Below are 15,928 nucleotides of genomic sequence, written 5' to 3' on the forward strand. Positions count from 1 at the left end.
GGAAAAAACAAGGTGACGAAGCGTCAACGCTCCGACAACCGGCCGCCGTCTGCCCGCAGGGCAAGCGCGCCCTCGCCTTGCCGACGCGCGCCGATGCGCGGCAGCCGGTCATGCAGCGCCATGCCGGCGAGCATGGCGACGACGAAGAGCATCGTCGCCGGCAACCCGAGCGAAAGCGACGCGACCGCCGGACCGGGGCAAAGACCGACCAGGCCCCAACCAACGCCAAAAATGGCCGAACCGACGATGAGGCGGCGGTCGATCACACGGTTCTGTGGCAGGTGAAAGGCATCATCCAGCAACGGCCGCTGCATGCGTCGCGTCACGAGAACCCCGAGCGCCGACACGACGACCGCGCCACCAAGCACGAAAGCAAGGCTCGGGTTCCAGTCACGCGTGACGTCGAGAAAGCCGCGAACCCGAGCCGGATCCAGCATGCCGGAAAGCGACAGACCAATGCCGAAGATGACGCCGGACACAAGCGTTGCGCCCAACCGCAGGAAGGCACTGCCGCTCATGGGAAGAAACCTTGGAGATAGACCGTGGCGATGGCCGCGATCATGAACGTGGCAACCGCCGCGACAGACCGGCGGGAAAGCCGGGCTAGACCGACGACACCGTGACCGCTGGTACAGCCCGAGCCCATGCGTGAGCCGAAGCCGACGAGCAGTCCGGCAATCACCAGCAGTGGCCAGGAGGATGTGACGGTGACCGTTGGCCAGGCGCCAGCGAAAAGACGGTAGATTACCGGCCCCGAGATCAGGCCAACAACGAAAACAAACCCGGTTGCGGCCTGCACACCCTGCAACAGCCTTCCGACAATTCCGCTGATGCCGGCCACGCGACCGTTGGCCACCATCAGGATCGCCGCCGAGAGCCCGATCAGCAGGCCTCCGGCAAGCGCATTCCAGTATTCATTCATTTTTTCGCGCCTTCGCGACAGAAGATCTGACAGAGCGTGCCCACAAGCCGCCCGACCTTATCATGGCTGAGGCGATAGAAAACCTGCTTGGCCTGCCGCCGCGTCGAAACGACGCCGGCATCGCGCAAGACGGTCAATTGCTGCGAAAGCGTCGGCTGGCGGATCCCGAGCAATTCCTCCAGTGCCGCCACGGAATGTTCTCCTTCGAGAAGCGTGGTGACGATCAGCAGCCTGTTGCGGTTGGCAAGCGTGCGCAGGATCAGTGAGACTTCGGTAGCGTGTGCCGTCATGTCGGCACGCACCCCTGGAAATCGCATAACAGTACCCATGCTTTCCTCCTGTCGTGCCTAGGAGTGAGTGGAGACCCAAAAGAAGCGCCCGGAACAAACCGGGACTCAATCCATGATTGTTATACGAATTAATATATTATGGTATTACTTATTCATATGTCAGACGAAACACAAACGCGTTACCACCGCGCGCCGATGCACTTCAACGCGAACACAAAAAATCATATAGCAAAAACAGTTCGCCACAACCGTGCGTCGCGGAAAGATACCCGCTTGAGTTGGTGTACGCACGGAAAGAAACCATAAGGTCAGGCTAAAATCCCTGACACGAAAACGCTTTACCCGTACAGGCTGTAGAGAAATCGTGCCGCAATCAAAATCATGAAGATGCCGAATCCGGTCTCGAGCTGACGCCGGTTCATGGCGTGAGCGGCGCGCACGCCAAGTGGTGCCACCAGCAATGTGATCGGGATGATCAATGCGACAGCGATCCAGTTGATGAAGCCGGTTGAAAGCGGCGGCAGCCCCCGCAGTCCCCACCCGGCCCAGACGTAGCCAAAAAGTCCCGGGATCGAAATCAGCACCCCGACGCCGGCCGAGGTCGCGACCGCCTGATGGATCGGACGACCATAGAGCGTCATGAAGGTGTTGTTGAGCACACCACCGCCGATGCCCATCAGGCCAGAGAGGATGCCGATCGCGACGCCGACCAGCCATTTTACCGGATTGCGCGGCAGGTCGGAGCCAAGCCGCCAGCTTGCGCGGTTGAACAGCATGCGAAAGGCGACGGCAAGTGCGATCACCGCAAAGATCAGCCGAAGCGTTCCGCTGCTGACGGACGCTGCGATGACCGACGCCAGGATGGCGCCAAGCGGCACGGCGACGGTCCAGTTTCGCAACAGCGCCATGTCGACGACGCCCCGCTTGTAGTGCGACAGGAAGGATCGCACAGAGGTCGGCACGATAATGGCGAGAGACGTTCCGACCGAAAGATGCATGCGAACGGCGTCATCGATACCAAGCAATCCAAACACCTGGTAGAAAACGGGAACGAGGATCGCCCCGCCGCCAATGCCGAAAAGACCGGCAAGCAGCCCGGCGACCACACCTGCGGCGGCCAGCGCCAGGGCAAACATCATCAGTTCCGAAACCGGCGGCACGGCTGCTCCGATCGTGACAGTGGGAATCCGGCGAAGAAACACGATACGGCCGCCGGCACGGCAGTTCTGTCACGAAACGGTGATGCTTTTCAATCAGTTTGGCGTGGCACGCGGCGCGCTCGCCACGTGATTTGCACGCATCGCTTTGGTTCCGGGGCTTCTTCTCCGGACATCGGCCGGCTCCCCCGCCGGCCTCTTTTTTTGCCGGCTCACGACCTGACTGCATAATCCCTTAAATCGGAATCGATTTGGGGAGAAATTATGCAGTAAATTTATAGTGTTACAGCGTCCTTAGCGCGCCATATTCGGCGCGCGGCGCTGTAGCGGCGCAAGCGCTCCTCAATCGCAGTGACGGTAACCGGTCTTGCGCGTCCTCAGATCGAAATGGAAATGATCCTTATGAAAGGGATCGCTGCCCGGGCCGAGAACCGTGTTGAAGTATTTGCAGCTGTCGGTGCGCACCGCCTTCAACAGACCCTTTTCGCGAAAGGCAAAGAATCCCTTCTTGCGCACGTCGATTTCCTTCCCGTTCTTCAAGACAAACTTGCCGACGTCGATGGCGTTGCCATGCGCATGTTCGGACATCGGGTTGCCGCGGCGCGAGTTCATCGTGCGGCAGGAATAACCGCCGAGCGGCTTGATGGTCTTGACGCCGGACCAGTAGCGGTAGCGCGACGACGGCGCCAGTTCGTACTTCACCCACTTGGCGAAGGCTTCGGTCACTTCGCAGTTGAGCTTGACCGCAGGCTTGACGTCGATGCCTCCGGAGAGACCGCTGAGTTGGATCGGATAGTCGATGCCACAGGACGGACCGTTGCTGATACGCGGGATATCGCGAAACTCGACCCCGAGCTTGCGCAAGCGCTGGCGGCAGGCAATTTCCGAGCGCGGCATCTGGCCGTTAAACTGCGATTCCGGCTCCGATAGCGGATTGCGTGCCCGCGGCAGCATCGCCACCTCCTGCGGTTCCTGGGCGCGCTGCATTGCCTGCTGGCGCTCGAAGGCGCGACGACGCTGTGCCTCTTCGGCGGAAATTTGCTCCGGCGTCAAAGGCGGCAGATCCGGGTCGCCGCCAAGGCTCGCCTGCGCCTCGTTCAGCGTCTGTGGCGGGCTGCCGAGCTGGCGGACATTGTCCTCGCCGATGCCGCCGACCACAGGCTGGCTGGCGTTGCCCTCGGCGATCTCGTTGTTCTGCTCCTCCGCCAGCCCGACCACGGGCTGAACGCCAAGCATCGCATCCATGTTGACGCCTTCGGAAGGAATGGCGGTCGAGCCGGTGTTGGCCGGCTGGGCACCGGAGAGCGCCGCCTCTTCGCTATCGATCATCGGCAAGGCACGCCGGGTCGGCTGATGGGTCGCCGCAGGCACGGTTCTGCCGTTGCCGTTGCTGAACGTCGAAACCGGGTCCCCTGAAGGATAGGCCGCAACCTCCTGTTCCGGTACGGCATCGACCGGAACGGGGCTGATCGCGCCGACGCGTTCGCCGCTATCGATCCGCGCAGACGGCGTCAGCGCATCGGTCGTGCAGGCGACAAGCGAGATCGACAGCACGAACGCCGTCAACGGACGATGGAGAGTGGGAACATACGCCATACCGATTTGCCGCCTTCATCCAGAACGATATCAACGACATCGCCGCACACAATCGACGTCAAAACGGTGCAGGCTACCTGTGTCGCAAGCCGGGCACACCGCCGAAAAAGGCCGATTTGCGATGCATTTTATGCAAACACAGTAAATGAAGCCTTGCGTGCGGCTCCCAACATCCGGCAGGTCTGGTGACGAAACCTTTCCGGTGTCATGGCCATAAAGGCCTGTGTATCCACGGGCCGCGGACCTCAAAATTGAAGAATAAAATATGCTGCGCCTTGCCGCAATTCACGCCAGGGAGACAACCAAAAGCGCACTGGCGCAAAAAGGCCCGCGTCGATTGCTCTGCGCGGGCCTTTAGCGATCCTGAGGTTTAAGCGTGTTTAGCGGCACTCACCGGGGTGCACGACCCGGAAGCCGGCGCCACCAGCTTCGCAGGAGTTCGGGAAGGTCTGAATCCGGTTGCCGCGCTGGCCGCAGACCGGCGCGTATTCGCGGGTGCAGAACTGGCCCTGCGGCGGACGATCCTCGTCGCGGCGGCACTCGCCGGGCGCAACCACGCGGAAGCCGTCGGCACGCGCCATGCAGGCGTTCGAGAACGTCTGCTGCTGGCGGCCGCGCTGGCCGCACACAGGCGCATATTCCCGCGTGCAGACCTGCGGCTCTCGCTCGGGCGGACGGTTGTCCGGGCGGCACTCTCCGCGGTGGATCACGTTGAAGCCGTCAGCCCGCGCCTGGCACGAATTCGAGAAGGTGCGCGTGCGATTGCCACGCTCGCCGCAAACCGGGGCATATTCCATCGTGCACATCGGCGGGCGGATCGGCCCCGGGCCAGGCCGCGGCTCATCGACCACGACGGTACAGGCTGACAGAAATCCGAATGCCAGAAGAATAGCCGCCCCCGGCCGGGTGAAAAGAAGTCTGAGAAGCGCCATGAATATCCCCTGGACAGTACCGGTAGCCGCCGACCCGGCGACATGCCGCATCATTCCGCTCCCCGTCCAACCGTATCTAACCCCGCACAAGGATTGGTCAAGCCCGCTTCGTCCCCGACACACAACCGATTGAACAGGGCTCGATGGCTCAACGTGCGCGCGCAGTTCGAGCCTTCAGCACCGCATCCGCGCTTCCGATCCCACGGCACGCCCCGGCGAACGCCCAAGATGGCAAAGGGCCCGCGTGCTTTCGCAGGCAGGCCCTTCATCAATCGTCGGATACCGTTTCAGGCAGCGCGGCCGTAGGCGGCCTGCCGAGACGTTTCCTGCAGGCGGAACTTGGTCAAGAGCATCTTCAATTCGCGGCTCTCGGCTGCAAGCGTCTGGCTTGCGGCCGTCGTCTCCTCCACCATGGCAGCGTTCTGCTGGGTCATCTGGTCCATGCTGTTGACGGCGGTATTGACCTCGGCAAGGCCCGTCGCCTGCTCACGCGCCGCCGTTGCAATCGAGGCAACCTGCTCGTTGACGCGGTTGACCAGCGCTTCGATCTCGGTCAGTGCATCGCCGGTCGAGCGCACCAGCTCGACGCCGGCGCCGACTTCGCGCACCGATGTGCCGATCAATTCCTTGATCTCCTTGGCGGCGCCGGCAGAACGCTGTGCCAGTTCGCGCACCTCCTGCGCCACCACCGCAAAGCCACGGCCGGCTTCGCCTGCCCGTGCTGCTTCGACGCCGGCGTTCAGTGCCAGAAGGTTGGTCTGGAAGGCGATCTCATCGATCACGCCGATGATCTGGCTGATCCGGCTCGAAGAGGTCTCGATCCGGCCCATGGCGTCGATCGCGTTGCGCACGATGCCGCCGGATTTCGCCGCACTCGCCTTGGTCTCATCGACCATGTTGCGCGCTTCGTTGGCCCGATCGGAGGAATGGCGCACGGTCGAGGTGATCTCGTCGAGGGCCGCTGCCGTCTCTTCGAGTGCTGCCGCCTGTTGCTCGGTGCGGCGCGACAGGTTGTTGGCCGCTTCCGAAATGTCGCCGGCGCTGGCGGTGACGATCTCGGTCGAATGCGAGATCGAGCCGATAACGTCGCGAAGGGCGGCAACCGCCGTGTTGAAGTCCTGCCTCAGCTTTCCATATTCCGGGGCGATGTGGCCGATCTCAGCCGTCAGGTCACCGTTTGCCAGCAGCTCGAGCGCTGCCCCCACCGTTTCCATCGCGTCGGCCTGCGCATCGGCGGTCGCCCGCTGGTGCTGCTCGTTGCCGCGACGCTCCGATTCCAGCCTGTCCTGCTGCTCGGCTTCGCGTGAACGCAGTTCCAACCGTTCACGCACCGAATCGCGCAAGACCACGAGAACCTTGGCCATCTGGCCGATCTCGTCGCCACGGTCGGTTTCCGGCACGTCCGAGGAGAGATCCTCGTCGGCAATCGACCGCATCGATGCCTTCAGCTTCTCGACCGGCCTGACCACGCTGCGCACGATCGCCAATGCTGCCATCAGGATCGCAAGCGCTGCGGCGAGAAGAATGCCGGCCACCTGCCAAGCGCGCTCGCGGAACATGGCCGTGAGATCATCGGAATAGACGCCGGTTCCGACCACCCAGCCCCAGGGCTTGAAGCCGGCAACGTGGGAGTATTTCAGCACCGGCTCGTCGGCGCCCGGCTTCGGCCAGTAGTAGTCGACGAAGCCCTGCCCGCTCTTTTCCACCGTCTTGACGAACTCGACGAAGAGGTGCTTGCCGTTCGGATCTTTGTTGGCGGACAGGTCGCTGCCATCCATTTCCGGCTTGATCGGATGCATGATCATCGTCGGATGCATGTCGTTGATCCAGAAATAGCCGCTGCCCTGATAGCGCATCGCCTTGACCGCTTCGAGCGCCCGCTTCTGCGCGTCCTCGCGCGACAGCGTGCCTGCCACTTCCTGCTTGTGATAGGCGTCGAACACTGCAACGGCATTCTCGTTCATGGCCGACAGCATCGCCTTGCGTTCGCCGACGAGTTTGTCCTGCGCCTGAAACAGGCCAAACGTCAGCGCCGCCGCCATGGTCAAAAGTGCGAATGCGACGAGTGCATAGAGCCGCACCGAAATCCTGAATCTCTTCATCCCCAATCCCCTGCCTCCAGTAGAAGCGTGCAGGATAGGGGTGGCTCTTTGCAAAGCCCCTAACAAACGATCCCTAAATTTCACAGATCTCCATTAACATATTCGCAAGAAGTGAAGTTCGTGATCGTCCACCTCGCGCGATTTGTCTGACGGCGCACTTCCCTGACGAAGCAACCATGCGCTACATCTCCTAGGACACGAGGGAGACAGGCATGACCGCAGACACCAGACCGACCGGCGAACTGACCTTGCGCACACTGGCCATGCCTGCCGACGCCAATGCCGCCGGCGACATCTTCGGCGGCTGGGTGATGGCGCAGATGGACCTTTCCTGCGGCATTCGCGCCGCCGAGCGGGCCCGCGGCCGCGTGGTGACAGCGGCAGTCAAGGAAATGGCCTTCGCGCTTCCGGTCAAGATCGGCGACACGCTCTGCATCTACACCGACGTCGTCAAGGTCGGACGCACCTCGATGACGCTCAAGGTCGAGGCCTGGGCGCAGCGTTATCTCTCGCACCTGATGGAGAAGGTAACCGACGCCATCTTCGTCATGGTCGCGCTCGACGAGAACGGCAAGCCAAAGGTGGTACCGGCGGAATAGACGGAAGAGGAGGAACGACCGTGGACCCGACCCAGCCTGATCCGGCGATCTTTTCGCATATCCGGGTCGTCATGGGCATGGTCGTCAGCCTCAGCCTCGCTCGGCTCTTAAGCGGGCTTGCGCTCTTCGTACAGCACCCGGGAAAGACCCGGGTTTACTGGATCCATCTCGGGTGGGTCCTGTTCATGTTCGTCTTCCTCGTGCATTTCTGGTGGTGGGAATTCCACCTCCACGCCCTGCCCGTTCTCGACGTCACCGTCTACCTCTTCGTCATCCTCTATTGCTGCGTCTTCTTTTTTCTTTGCGTGCTCCTGTTTCCGACCACGCTCGACGATTACAGCGACTACGAGCACTACTTCATGTCGCGGCGAAAGTGGTTCTTCGGCTTTTTGGCGCTGGCCTTCGCCGTCGACCTCGTCGACACGGCGCTGAAGGGCAAGGCCTATTTCGCCTCCTACGGGCTCGAATACCCGATGCGCAACGTCACCTACATTGTGTTGTGCATGATCGCCGCCTGGACGCCGAACCGACGCTTCCATGCGGCCTTCCTCATCGGCGCGGTGGCCTACCAGCTGGTCTGGATGTACCGAGCCTTCGATCTCCTGGATTGAGAGCGACTACCAGCGCAGCCAGCGCCGCCCGACGAAATAGCCGGCTGCGGTTACGAGCAAGACGGCGATCGAGTACCAGACCGAAAGAAACAGCGGACTGTCATCAGGGCAGTGAAACGCATAGAGCAAGGCGGCAATGGCGCCGGCGGCAAGGCCCGCCGACGCGCCTGCAAGACCGGGGTTGTCGGGCGCGCCATTCCTCAGGACGATCAGGAAGCCGGCGAGCGGCGCCAGCGACAGCACCGGAATGAAGAACAGGCAGAAGCCGGCATTCCTGCCGATCAAGCTCGCCGTCCAAGCCTGAGATGGCAGCACCAGGAGCTCGGAAACAACCGCAATTGCGAGAAGCAAGGCAGGAGCGGCGAGCTGAAATCCACGTGCCTTGAGTGATCGCCCGGGCTGTCCGACAAGGAAGACGAGACGGCACGCGACAATGGCGAGAACCAGCGTGAAGCCGATCTTGAACAGGACGCGCGCCGTCTCGATGGCCGTTGCCAGGTTAGGGCGGACACCGACCGTCGACAGGAGAACCAGAGCGGACACGACGCCCCCTGCGATGAGGGCAAGCGCCAGCATACGGCCAAGCCGCATGCCCACGGGCGCGTCCTCTGCGAGCAGGCTGATCAGGTCATTCGTCTTCACGTGTCTCACTCCGATAGAGGGCTGCCAACGACTTCAACGCCCTGTGCAGCGCCACGCGCACCGCCCCTTCACTCATCTTCAGCCGATCGGCCGTCTCGCGCACACCTGCACCTTCAAGCGAAATAGAGCGGACGATATCGCGCTGCGGGTCCTTCAGGCGCTCCAGCATGTTGACCGCATCCATCCGGTCCAGCCCATCACCCTGCTCTTCCGCCTCCAATGTCGCAATCACATCTTCGATCGGTACATTCACGTGACGACCCCGGCGCCGCAGGCTGTCGATCAGCTTGTTGCGCACGATCGCCGACAGCCATGGACCGATCGGGCGATCCGGATCCCACGTTGCGCGCTTGAGGTGGACGGCCAGCAGCACCTCCTGCACCACATCCTCTGCCTCGCTCGCAGGCGCCCCGAACTGATCGCAGCGCCGGCGCGCCATGGCGCGCAGATGCGGGGTCACCGACGAGAGAAAGCGATGGTAGGCCTGCGTATCGCCCTTCATGGCGCTGCGCATCCACTCTGCCCATTCCTGCTCACGCGTCGAAGCATTCACCCGACATCATCCTCTACGAACCGGCACACGTTTTTGTTACCGAGCGCAGAAGAAATATTTCTGAATCGCCGGAAAGCCTTGGTTCGCCTGCGTTTTCCCTTGCAATCGGAAAGACTGCAAGCGCACGGCGCGAAAAAAATCGAAAAGCGCGATGTAACGAACGGCACCCCGCCTCCGTAGCCCAAGTGTCAGCCAATCACGGCCGACCACCAACGGAGACAGTTCCATGAAAAACAGCATCGCTACTCTGGCGCTCGCAGGTTCGCTCGCTTCGGCCCTTGCCACTATAGCTGCGCCGGCCGCCTTCGCCGCCGAAAACAACGAAAAGTGCTACGGCGTTGCCATGAAGGGCCAGAACGATTGCGCGGCCGGCAAGCATGATTGCGCCGGCAAGTCGACGATGGATTTCGACAAGGGCTCCTTCAAGCTGGTGCCGGCTGGAACCTGCACCTCGATGAAGACCCCTGACGGCCACGGCATGCTGATGCCGGCCTGATCACGCCGATCCGGTCGACAGCAAGCCTCCCTCAACAGATTCAGGACTGAACAGCATCATGAACAAGATATCCGCAAGCGTCTTTGCCGCCTCCGTCGCAACCGCGCTGTCTCTCGTCGCAAGCGTCCCGGCCTCGGCCGCCGATGCGACAAAGGAGAAGTGCTACGGCGTGGCCCTCAAGGGCCAGAATGATTGCGCAGCGGGACCCGGCACGACCTGCGCCGGGACCTCCAAGATCGATCACCAGCAGAACGCCTGGAAGCTCGTTCCCGCAGGCACATGCGAAGCGATGAAGACGCCGAATGGCCATGGCTCGCTGACGCAGGGCCCGGCGCCAGCCTAGGCCCCGGATCGCTGATATCCGCCAAGACGGCGGCGCAGGCCTTGCGCCGCCGTCCCGCAACCAGAGGAGCAATCCGAATGAAATTCTCCGATCTTCCGCGCCGCGCCGGTGTCGGCTTCAAGCCCGAGCACTTCCCCGCCATCAATGCGGAACCCCAGCCGATCGGCTTTTTCGAGGTGCATGCCGAAAACTACATGGGCGCCGGCGGCCCGCCGCACTCACAACTCGGCAAGCTGCGTCAAGACTACGCGCTCTCCATCCATGGCGTCGGGTTGTCGATCGGCTCGGTTCAGCCGCTCGACAGGGAGCATCTCTCACGCCTGAAGATCGTCTGCGATCGCTACGAGCCGGAGAGCTTCTCTGAGCATCTCGCCTGGTCGACACACGATAGGGTCTTCCTCAACGACCTGCTGCCGCTGCCCTATACCGACCAGACCCTGGCGTCGGTCGCCGACCACATTGACCAGGTGCAGGAAACGCTGAAACGTCAGATGCTGCTCGAAAATCCGGCCACCTATCTGCTCTTTGCCGAAAGCACGCTGGAAGAAACAGAGTTCCTCACGGAAGTTGTTAGGCGCACCGGCTGTGGGCTGCTGCTTGATATCAACAATGTCTTCGTCGCCTCGACCAACCACCATATGCACCCAGGCGATTACCTCGCTCGTTTCCCGGTGGAAGCCGTCAGCGAAATCCATCTGAGCGGCCACTCCGAAACGGTCGACGATGCGGGTGCGCCGCTGTTGATCGATAGCCACGATACGCCGGTCAAGGATCCGGTATGGGCCCTCTATGCCGCCTTGATCGCACGCATCGGGCCGGTCGCGACCCTGATCGAATGGGACAACGACGTGCCCGCCTGGTCGGTTCTCAGCGCCGAAGCGCAGGCCGCCGACGAGATTCTCAAAAACACAAACAAGCGTCGCGCCGCCTGAAGGAGATCTCCATGTCCCTTTGCACCCAGACGCGGTTTGCGGCGGCCTTGGCCGACCCGGCCGTTGCCGTTCCGCCGGGGCTGACCGCCTGGAACGGGCTGCAGCCGCAGCGTCGCTTCGCCGTCTATCGCAACAATGTCGTGGTGGGTCTGACAGGGGCGATCGCCTCACGCTTCCCGGCCGCCCAGACGATCGTCGGGGAAGCATTCTTCTCGGCGATGGCCGCCGAGTTCATCCGCGTCCACCCGCCGCGCTCGCCATTACTGCTGTCCTACGGCGACGACTTCGCCGATTTCGTCGAGCGGTTCGAACCGGCGAAGGACATTGCCTACCTGCCCGATGTTATTCGGCTGGAGGCGGCGCGCGGCAAGGCCTATCACGGCGCCGACGTCGCACCGCTCGACGCCGCGAAGCTTGCAGCCCTGCCGCCGGAGCGGCTCGCCGACCTTGTCTTCGTCCCGCATCCTTCGCTGAGCATCCTGAGGTCGCCGCACCCTCTCGTCACCATCTGGGCGATGAATGCGGGCGAAGCCGAATTTCGTTCCATCGAGGATTGGACGGCCGAAGACGCAATGGTGGCCCGGCCGCACATGACGGTCGAGGTCCGGCGCATGCCGCCTGGCGGCGCGGTCTTCCTCCAGGCATTGGCAAGCGGAGAACGCCTTGCTACCGCCGTCGAGCATGCGATCGAGAATGCTTCCGCATTCGACCTTTCGGCCAACCTCGCTGGCGCCTTGCAAACCGGCGCGTTCATTGCTTTCCACTGACAGGAGTGAGGACCATGCAGAACGAAATGACCATGACACCGGACAGCCATCAGGGCATCGTCGGCAAAATCTGTTCCGTGCGAGACCTGCTCGACCGCGTGCCGCACGATGTCGTCGCGCTGATTGCGCGCCTGTCGATCGCCGCCGTCTTCTGGCAATCGGGCCAAACCAAGGTTGATGGCTGGCAGGTGACCGACAATGCCGTCTATCTCTTCGCGAACGAATACCGGCTGCCGCTGGTCGATCCGTGGCTTGCCGCCCATGCGGCGGCGTTCGCCGAACACCTGTTCCCGCTGTTGCTGGTGATCGGTTTCGCCAGCCGGCTGTCGGCGCTGGCGCTTTTCGGCATGACTGCGGTGATCGAGATCTTCGTCTACCCCGATGCCTGGCCGACACACGGGACCTGGGCGGTCTGCCTGCTTGTCATCATCGCCGGCGGCCCCGGCCGCGCTTCGATCGATCATCTCATCGCCTGTCATTTCGGGGCTTGCCGTGCGCCTCGCTGAACGGCGGCAGGCTGCGACGATCAATCCGTCGGCGCGCCACGCTGCGGCTGGCGCTCGGCGAGAAATCGGCCCGGCGGTTTGCCCGTCATCTTCTTGAACATGACCGCAAAGGCGCTGGCGCTTTCATAGCCGAGTTCATGGGCGACAGACTGCAGCGATAGACCGTGGGCGAGCAGTTGCACGCCGGCGACGACATGCATCTGCCGCCGCCAATGGCCGATGCTCATTCCCGTTTCCTGCGGGAACAGCCGTCGCAGATTGCGCTCGCTCATCCCGATATGACCTGCCCATTCGGCAAGGGTGCGGCGGTCGGCAGGATCGGCCAGCATGCCATCCGTCATCAGCCGCAGGCGTGTGTCGGCGGGGCGCGGCAGGTGAACCTCATCAACCGGGGAATGCGCGAGCTCATCGAGAAGCAGTCGGACGAAACATCCGTCAATGCCTTCCTCGTCGTAAAGCGCGGGTAACGTCACCGCGCGCATGAGAAGCGCTGCCAGAAGCGGCGACACGGCCAGACTGCAGCAGACACCAGGCAATCGGTCGATCGCGTCCGGCTCGACGAACAGCGCGACTCCGGTCATCTCTCCTGCGCAGCGCGACCTGTGCAGCAGACCACCGGGGATCCAGATCGCACCATGAGGCGGGATGACCCAGACACCCTGTTCCGTCTCGCAGGTAATGAGACCACTGTCGTTGTAGAACACCTGCGCCCGCCGATGGCGGTGCCAGGGCATTTCGCCGCCTTCGGTCAATAGCGTGAAACCGGCGGCCGCGATCGGCCGGGCGCTGTCGTCCGGCTCGAAGTCCTGCGTTGGCAAGGCGGTGATCAGCATGGCACCCCGGTGAGATTTTCAGACCATGGAATGAGCGGCGCCCTGCTCCGGATCCGCTTCGGGCGCGCTCGGCAGCACGGTGCGGATAATGGCGCTCGCTTCGTCCCTGGAAGCGGCAACGAACATCGGATACCCCCAGAACTTCTCGTAGACCAGTGCGAAAGCCCGGGCCGCGATCCGCTTGGAGGTATTCGGCTCGATATAGATCATCGCCCGCACCAGGGCCGTGATCGGCGTCTTGTTCCGCTTCATCCAGAGGGAGATCTTCTTCCTGTCTGCCACAGCATGAGCGTCCTTGTCGCCCTCGACATCACCGCCCTCACCGAGAAAGACGAAGGGCGCGCCGCGCGCAAGCAGGCCAGTATAGACATCCAGGACCTCGTCTATGGTCTGGCCTGTGCCATGAGTGAAATCCATCCAAACTTCGGGAAACGCGGTGGCATCAACGTGCATGATCAGCTCCTTGCCTCTTCGGGAACGTCCCGGCTTCTGTCTTCCGGCATGGAAGTAGCACCGGCGTATCTCAGGCGTCATTGTCGCGCCCGGCCAGAAGAATGCGAGAACCGGCCAGAAAACAGGAAGTCCCGGATCGGCCTTCAGCGCCGGCAAGCCTTCGCCCTGCACATACCGAACCGCAGCGACCGGATCACGATTATTCCCGCACCGCCGGGCTCAGCCGCAAAAGCGTTTCGCAAAGCACGCCGACAACAAAACAAACAAACTCCATAAATTTTATGATCTTCTTTTACACTGATCCCAGTTCACAAGGACGGCGCCCATGGCCCTCCAGCAAACAGGAGCGGGACAGATGTTCAAACTGACCAGACGGCTTTTCGGCACGGGCCTCTTCACTGCCGCGGTGCTCGCCTCCTTCGGCGTCATGGCCGAAGACCTGAAGGAATTCCGTATCGGCTTCCAGAAGACAGGCCTGCCGGTCGTCGCCCAGCAGCAGAAAGTCATTGAGAAGGCGCTGGAGCCGAAAGGCGTTGCAGTCTCCTGGGTGGAATTCACCGCCGGACCGCCGCTGGTCGAAGCCTTGAACGTCGGCTCCATCGATGCCGGCTGGACCGGTGACGCGCCCCCGATCTTCGGCCAGGCGGCCGGCTCGGCAATCGTATACGCCGCAGCCTTGCCTTCGAACGGCAAGGGCGAGGCAATCTTCGTCAAACCGGATTCGCCGATCCAGTCGCTGGCGGACCTCAAGGGCAAGAAGATCGGCGTCGGCAAGGGCACCAGCGCCCACAATCTCGTCGTCGCGGCATTGGAGAAAGCCGGCATCGGCTTTGGTGACGTCACGCCCGTCTACCTGAGCCCCGCCGATGCGGCAGCCGCCTTCGCCAGCGACAAGATCGATGCCTGGGCCGTCTGGGATCCGTTCTTCGCCATTGCAGAAACACGCTACAAGCCGCGCATCCTGACGACCTCGGCCGAGACCCTGAAGGTCAACACCTACTTCCTCGCCAATCGCGACTTTGCCGCCAGCCATGCCGAGACCATCACGTCGGCAATCGGCGCGCTCAAGGATGCCGCGGTCTGGGCCGATGGTAACCGCGACAAGGTCGCAGCCGCACTCCACGAGGTGACCGGTGTGCCGCTCGAAGCCCAGACGATCGCCGCCAACCGCACGGTCTTTTCGATCGGCCCGATCACAGACGATATCGTCGCCGGCCAGCAGCAGACCGCCGACCGCTTCTTCAAGCTCGGGCTGATCCCCAAGCAGATCACCATTTCCGATGCGGTCTGGACCGCACCGGGCAACTGATCCCTCTGCCTCCCAAGGCGAAAACCGGCCGGCGTCGGGACGAAAGTTTCGACGTCGGCGCCGCGAAGACTTGAGGCTACGAGCGAGCAAGGACCTGAGCCATGGCGAAGACCGCAACGAACACACTTGCGCGAAATCTCGCAGGCTGGCTCCTGCCCGCCGTCCTGATCCTCGCCTGGGAAGCCGCCTCCCGCACGGGTCTGATTTCGGAGAGCGTGATCGCGCCACCCTCCGCAGTGCTTGCAGCCTTCATCCGCCTGCTGGCATCAGGCGAACTTGCCGAAAACATCGGCGTCAGCACTTTGCGGGCGCTCTCGGGCTTTGCCATCGGCGGCTCAATCGGTTTTGCCTTCGGGCTTGCCAACGGCCTGTCACGGTTGAGCCGGGATCTGACCGACACCACTCTGCAGATGGTGCGCAACATTCCGCATCTGGCGCTGATCCCGCTGGTCATTCTCTGGTTCGGAATCGACGAGGAAGCAAAGCTGTTCCTCGTGGCACTCGGTGTCTTCTTCCCGATCTACGTCAATACGCTGCTCGGCATCCAGGGTGTCGACCCCCAACTCCTGGAGATGGGCCGGATCTACGGCATGTCGAAGCGCCAGCTCTTCTTGCGCGTCATCCTGCCCGGTGCGCTGCCGGCCATCTTCGTCGGCCTTCGTTATGCGCTCGGCATCATGTGGCTGACGCTGATCGTCGCCGAGACGATCGCGGCCTCCTCCGGCCTTGGCTACATGGCGATGCAGGCGCGCGAATTCCTGCTGATCGATGTCGTCATCCTGTCGATCTTGATCTACGCGCTGCTCGGCAAGCTCGCCGACAGCTTCGCCAGGCTGCTCGAGCGTCTGACGCTGCAATGGCACCCGGCCTTCCAGCCGGCCTGAT

General features: G+C 62.5%; 20 protein-coding genes. 9 read left to right on the forward strand and 11 right to left on the reverse strand.

Going from position 1 to position 15,928, the window contains the following annotated elements:
* Positions 1–23: 23 nt before the first annotated feature.
* From AC1Q80_RS08875 to AC1Q80_RS08905, 7 genes are all read right to left on the reverse strand, one after another.
* Positions 24–518 carry a YeeE/YedE family protein gene (locus AC1Q80_RS08875; protein WP_173420176.1) on the reverse strand — a complete coding sequence of 165 codons (495 nt, stop codon included), beginning with the start codon at positions 516–518 and terminating at the stop codon, positions 24–26.
* Positions 515–922, reverse strand: coding sequence for a YeeE/YedE family protein (locus AC1Q80_RS08880; protein ID WP_492360181.1), 408 nt, complete (start codon positions 920–922; stop codon positions 515–517). Before AC1Q80_RS08880 ends, AC1Q80_RS08875 begins: the two co-directional genes overlap by 4 nt.
* On the reverse strand, positions 919–1,251 hold the full coding sequence (locus AC1Q80_RS08885) for an ArsR/SmtB family transcription factor (RefSeq protein WP_077503740.1): 333 nt from the start codon (positions 1,249–1,251) through the stop codon (positions 919–921). The genes AC1Q80_RS08880 and AC1Q80_RS08885 overlap by 4 nt, the downstream gene beginning before the upstream one ends.
* Positions 1,252–1,550: 299 nt before the next feature.
* Complete coding sequence (locus tag AC1Q80_RS08890; RefSeq protein WP_492360370.1) at positions 1,551–2,372, reverse strand: sulfite exporter TauE/SafE family protein; 822 nt, start codon at positions 2,370–2,372, stop codon at positions 1,551–1,553.
* Between the two features lie 339 nt (positions 2,373–2,711).
* Positions 2,712–3,965 carry an extensin-like domain-containing protein gene (locus AC1Q80_RS08895; RefSeq protein ID WP_173420178.1) on the reverse strand — a complete coding sequence of 418 codons (1,254 nt, stop codon included), beginning with the start codon at positions 3,963–3,965 and terminating at the stop codon, positions 2,712–2,714.
* Between the two features lie 380 nt (positions 3,966–4,345).
* Positions 4,346–4,897 carry a Kazal-type serine protease inhibitor family protein gene (locus AC1Q80_RS08900; protein WP_492360182.1) on the reverse strand — a complete coding sequence of 184 codons (552 nt, stop codon included), beginning with the start codon at positions 4,895–4,897 and terminating at the stop codon, positions 4,346–4,348.
* A gap of 287 nt (positions 4,898–5,184) precedes the next feature.
* Positions 5,185–6,999: a methyl-accepting chemotaxis protein gene (locus AC1Q80_RS08905; RefSeq protein ID WP_492360183.1), complete on the reverse strand. Its 1,815-nt coding sequence runs from the start codon at positions 6,997–6,999 to the stop codon at positions 5,185–5,187.
* Positions 7,000–7,211: 212 nt separating this feature from the next.
* Between AC1Q80_RS08905 and AC1Q80_RS08910 the strand changes: the two genes are divergently transcribed.
* Complete coding sequence (locus AC1Q80_RS08910) at positions 7,212–7,598, forward strand: acyl-CoA thioesterase (RefSeq protein ID WP_077503744.1); 387 nt, start codon at positions 7,212–7,214, stop codon at positions 7,596–7,598.
* A 77-nt stretch (positions 7,599–7,675) separates the two neighbouring features.
* Positions 7,676–8,209, forward strand: a complete 534-nt coding sequence (locus tag AC1Q80_RS08915) for a hypothetical protein (protein ID WP_210264476.1) — start codon at positions 7,676–7,678, stop codon at positions 8,207–8,209.
* A gap of 6 nt (positions 8,210–8,215) precedes the next feature.
* Here the strand turns inward: AC1Q80_RS08915 and AC1Q80_RS08920 are convergent, their stop codons facing one another.
* Together AC1Q80_RS08920 and AC1Q80_RS08925 are read right to left on the reverse strand one after the other, a co-directional pair.
* On the reverse strand, positions 8,216–8,851 hold the full coding sequence (locus AC1Q80_RS08920; RefSeq protein WP_492360184.1) for an NrsF family protein: 636 nt from the start codon (positions 8,849–8,851) through the stop codon (positions 8,216–8,218).
* Positions 8,838–9,404 carry a sigma-70 family RNA polymerase sigma factor gene (locus AC1Q80_RS08925; protein WP_492360185.1) on the reverse strand — a complete coding sequence of 189 codons (567 nt, stop codon included), beginning with the start codon at positions 9,402–9,404 and terminating at the stop codon, positions 8,838–8,840. The genes AC1Q80_RS08920 and AC1Q80_RS08925 overlap by 14 nt, the downstream gene beginning before the upstream one ends.
* Positions 9,405–9,630: 226 nt before the next feature.
* Between AC1Q80_RS08925 and AC1Q80_RS08930 the strand changes: the two genes are divergently transcribed.
* From AC1Q80_RS08930 to AC1Q80_RS08950, 5 genes are all read left to right on the forward strand, one after another.
* Positions 9,631–9,900 carry a BufA1 family periplasmic bufferin-type metallophore gene (locus AC1Q80_RS08930; RefSeq protein WP_173420184.1) on the forward strand — a complete coding sequence of 90 codons (270 nt, stop codon included), beginning with the start codon at positions 9,631–9,633 and terminating at the stop codon, positions 9,898–9,900.
* A gap of 58 nt (positions 9,901–9,958) precedes the next feature.
* Positions 9,959–10,243, forward strand: a complete 285-nt coding sequence (locus AC1Q80_RS08935) for a BufA1 family periplasmic bufferin-type metallophore (protein ID WP_173420185.1) — start codon at positions 9,959–9,961, stop codon at positions 10,241–10,243.
* A gap of 77 nt (positions 10,244–10,320) precedes the next feature.
* Positions 10,321–11,175, forward strand: a complete 855-nt coding sequence (gene bufB / locus AC1Q80_RS08940; protein WP_492360186.1) for an MNIO family bufferin maturase — start codon at positions 10,321–10,323, stop codon at positions 11,173–11,175.
* Between the two features lie 11 nt (positions 11,176–11,186).
* Complete coding sequence (locus AC1Q80_RS08945; protein WP_492360187.1) at positions 11,187–11,942, forward strand: HvfC/BufC family peptide modification chaperone; 756 nt, start codon at positions 11,187–11,189, stop codon at positions 11,940–11,942.
* Positions 11,943–11,956: 14 nt separating this feature from the next.
* Entirely contained in the window at positions 11,957–12,448 is a 492-nt protein-coding gene (locus AC1Q80_RS08950) for a DoxX family protein (protein ID WP_492360188.1), read from the forward strand.
* A gap of 20 nt (positions 12,449–12,468) precedes the next feature.
* Here AC1Q80_RS08950 and AC1Q80_RS08955 read toward each other — a convergent pair whose 3' ends face one another.
* A complete protein-coding gene (locus AC1Q80_RS08955) occupies positions 12,469–13,281 on the reverse strand; it encodes an AraC family transcriptional regulator (RefSeq protein ID WP_492360189.1) in 813 nt (270 codons plus the stop codon).
* A gap of 18 nt (positions 13,282–13,299) precedes the next feature.
* Positions 13,300–13,734: a hypothetical protein gene (locus AC1Q80_RS08960; RefSeq protein WP_492360190.1), complete on the reverse strand. Its 435-nt coding sequence runs from the start codon at positions 13,732–13,734 to the stop codon at positions 13,300–13,302.
* Between the two features lie 355 nt (positions 13,735–14,089).
* Between AC1Q80_RS08960 and AC1Q80_RS08965 the strand changes: the two genes are divergently transcribed.
* On the forward strand, positions 14,090–15,043 hold the full coding sequence (locus tag AC1Q80_RS08965) for an aliphatic sulfonate ABC transporter substrate-binding protein (RefSeq protein WP_173420191.1): 954 nt from the start codon (positions 14,090–14,092) through the stop codon (positions 15,041–15,043).
* Between the two features lie 101 nt (positions 15,044–15,144).
* Complete coding sequence (locus AC1Q80_RS08970) at positions 15,145–15,927, forward strand: ABC transporter permease subunit (RefSeq protein ID WP_173420192.1); 783 nt, start codon at positions 15,145–15,147, stop codon at positions 15,925–15,927.
* Position 15,928: the final 1 nt, after the last annotated feature.

The sequence above is a fragment of the Ensifer sp. GW823-FHT05D09 genome, from assembly GCF_058795755.1.

Excerpts from the sequence above, each read along its gene's own strand:
- AC1Q80_RS08875 (WP_173420176.1), bottom strand. The coding sequence starts at position 518 with ATGAGCGGCAGTGCCTTCCTGCGGTTGGGCGCAACGCTTGTGTCCGGC.
- AC1Q80_RS08880 (WP_492360181.1), bottom strand. The coding sequence starts at position 922 with ATGAATGAATACTGGAATGCGCTTGCCGGAGGCCTGCTGATCGGGCTC.
- AC1Q80_RS08885 (WP_077503740.1), bottom strand. The coding sequence starts at position 1,251 with ATGGGTACTGTTATGCGATTTCCAGGGGTGCGTGCCGACATGACGGCA.
- AC1Q80_RS08895 (WP_173420178.1), bottom strand. The coding sequence starts at position 3,965 with ATGGCGTATGTTCCCACTCTCCATCGTCCGTTGACGGCGTTCGTGCTG.
- AC1Q80_RS08900 (WP_492360182.1), bottom strand. The coding sequence starts at position 4,897 with ATGGCGCTTCTCAGACTTCTTTTCACCCGGCCGGGGGCGGCTATTCTT.
- AC1Q80_RS08905 (WP_492360183.1), bottom strand. The coding sequence starts at position 6,999 with ATGAAGAGATTCAGGATTTCGGTGCGGCTCTATGCACTCGTCGCATTC.
- AC1Q80_RS08910 (WP_077503744.1), top strand. The coding sequence starts at position 7,212 with ATGACCGCAGACACCAGACCGACCGGCGAACTGACCTTGCGCACACTG.
- AC1Q80_RS08915 (WP_210264476.1), top strand. The coding sequence starts at position 7,676 with ATGGTCGTCAGCCTCAGCCTCGCTCGGCTCTTAAGCGGGCTTGCGCTC.
- AC1Q80_RS08930 (WP_173420184.1), top strand. The coding sequence starts at position 9,631 with ATGAAAAACAGCATCGCTACTCTGGCGCTCGCAGGTTCGCTCGCTTCG.
- AC1Q80_RS08935 (WP_173420185.1), top strand. The coding sequence starts at position 9,959 with ATGAACAAGATATCCGCAAGCGTCTTTGCCGCCTCCGTCGCAACCGCG.
- bufB (WP_492360186.1), top strand. The coding sequence starts at position 10,321 with ATGAAATTCTCCGATCTTCCGCGCCGCGCCGGTGTCGGCTTCAAGCCC.
- AC1Q80_RS08945 (WP_492360187.1), top strand. The coding sequence starts at position 11,187 with ATGTCCCTTTGCACCCAGACGCGGTTTGCGGCGGCCTTGGCCGACCCG.
- AC1Q80_RS08950 (WP_492360188.1), top strand. The coding sequence starts at position 11,957 with ATGCAGAACGAAATGACCATGACACCGGACAGCCATCAGGGCATCGTC.
- AC1Q80_RS08955 (WP_492360189.1), bottom strand. The coding sequence starts at position 13,281 with ATGCTGATCACCGCCTTGCCAACGCAGGACTTCGAGCCGGACGACAGC.
- AC1Q80_RS08960 (WP_492360190.1), bottom strand. The coding sequence starts at position 13,734 with ATGCACGTTGATGCCACCGCGTTTCCCGAAGTTTGGATGGATTTCACT.
- AC1Q80_RS08965 (WP_173420191.1), top strand. The coding sequence starts at position 14,090 with ATGTTCAAACTGACCAGACGGCTTTTCGGCACGGGCCTCTTCACTGCC.
- AC1Q80_RS08970 (WP_173420192.1), top strand. The coding sequence starts at position 15,145 with ATGGCGAAGACCGCAACGAACACACTTGCGCGAAATCTCGCAGGCTGG.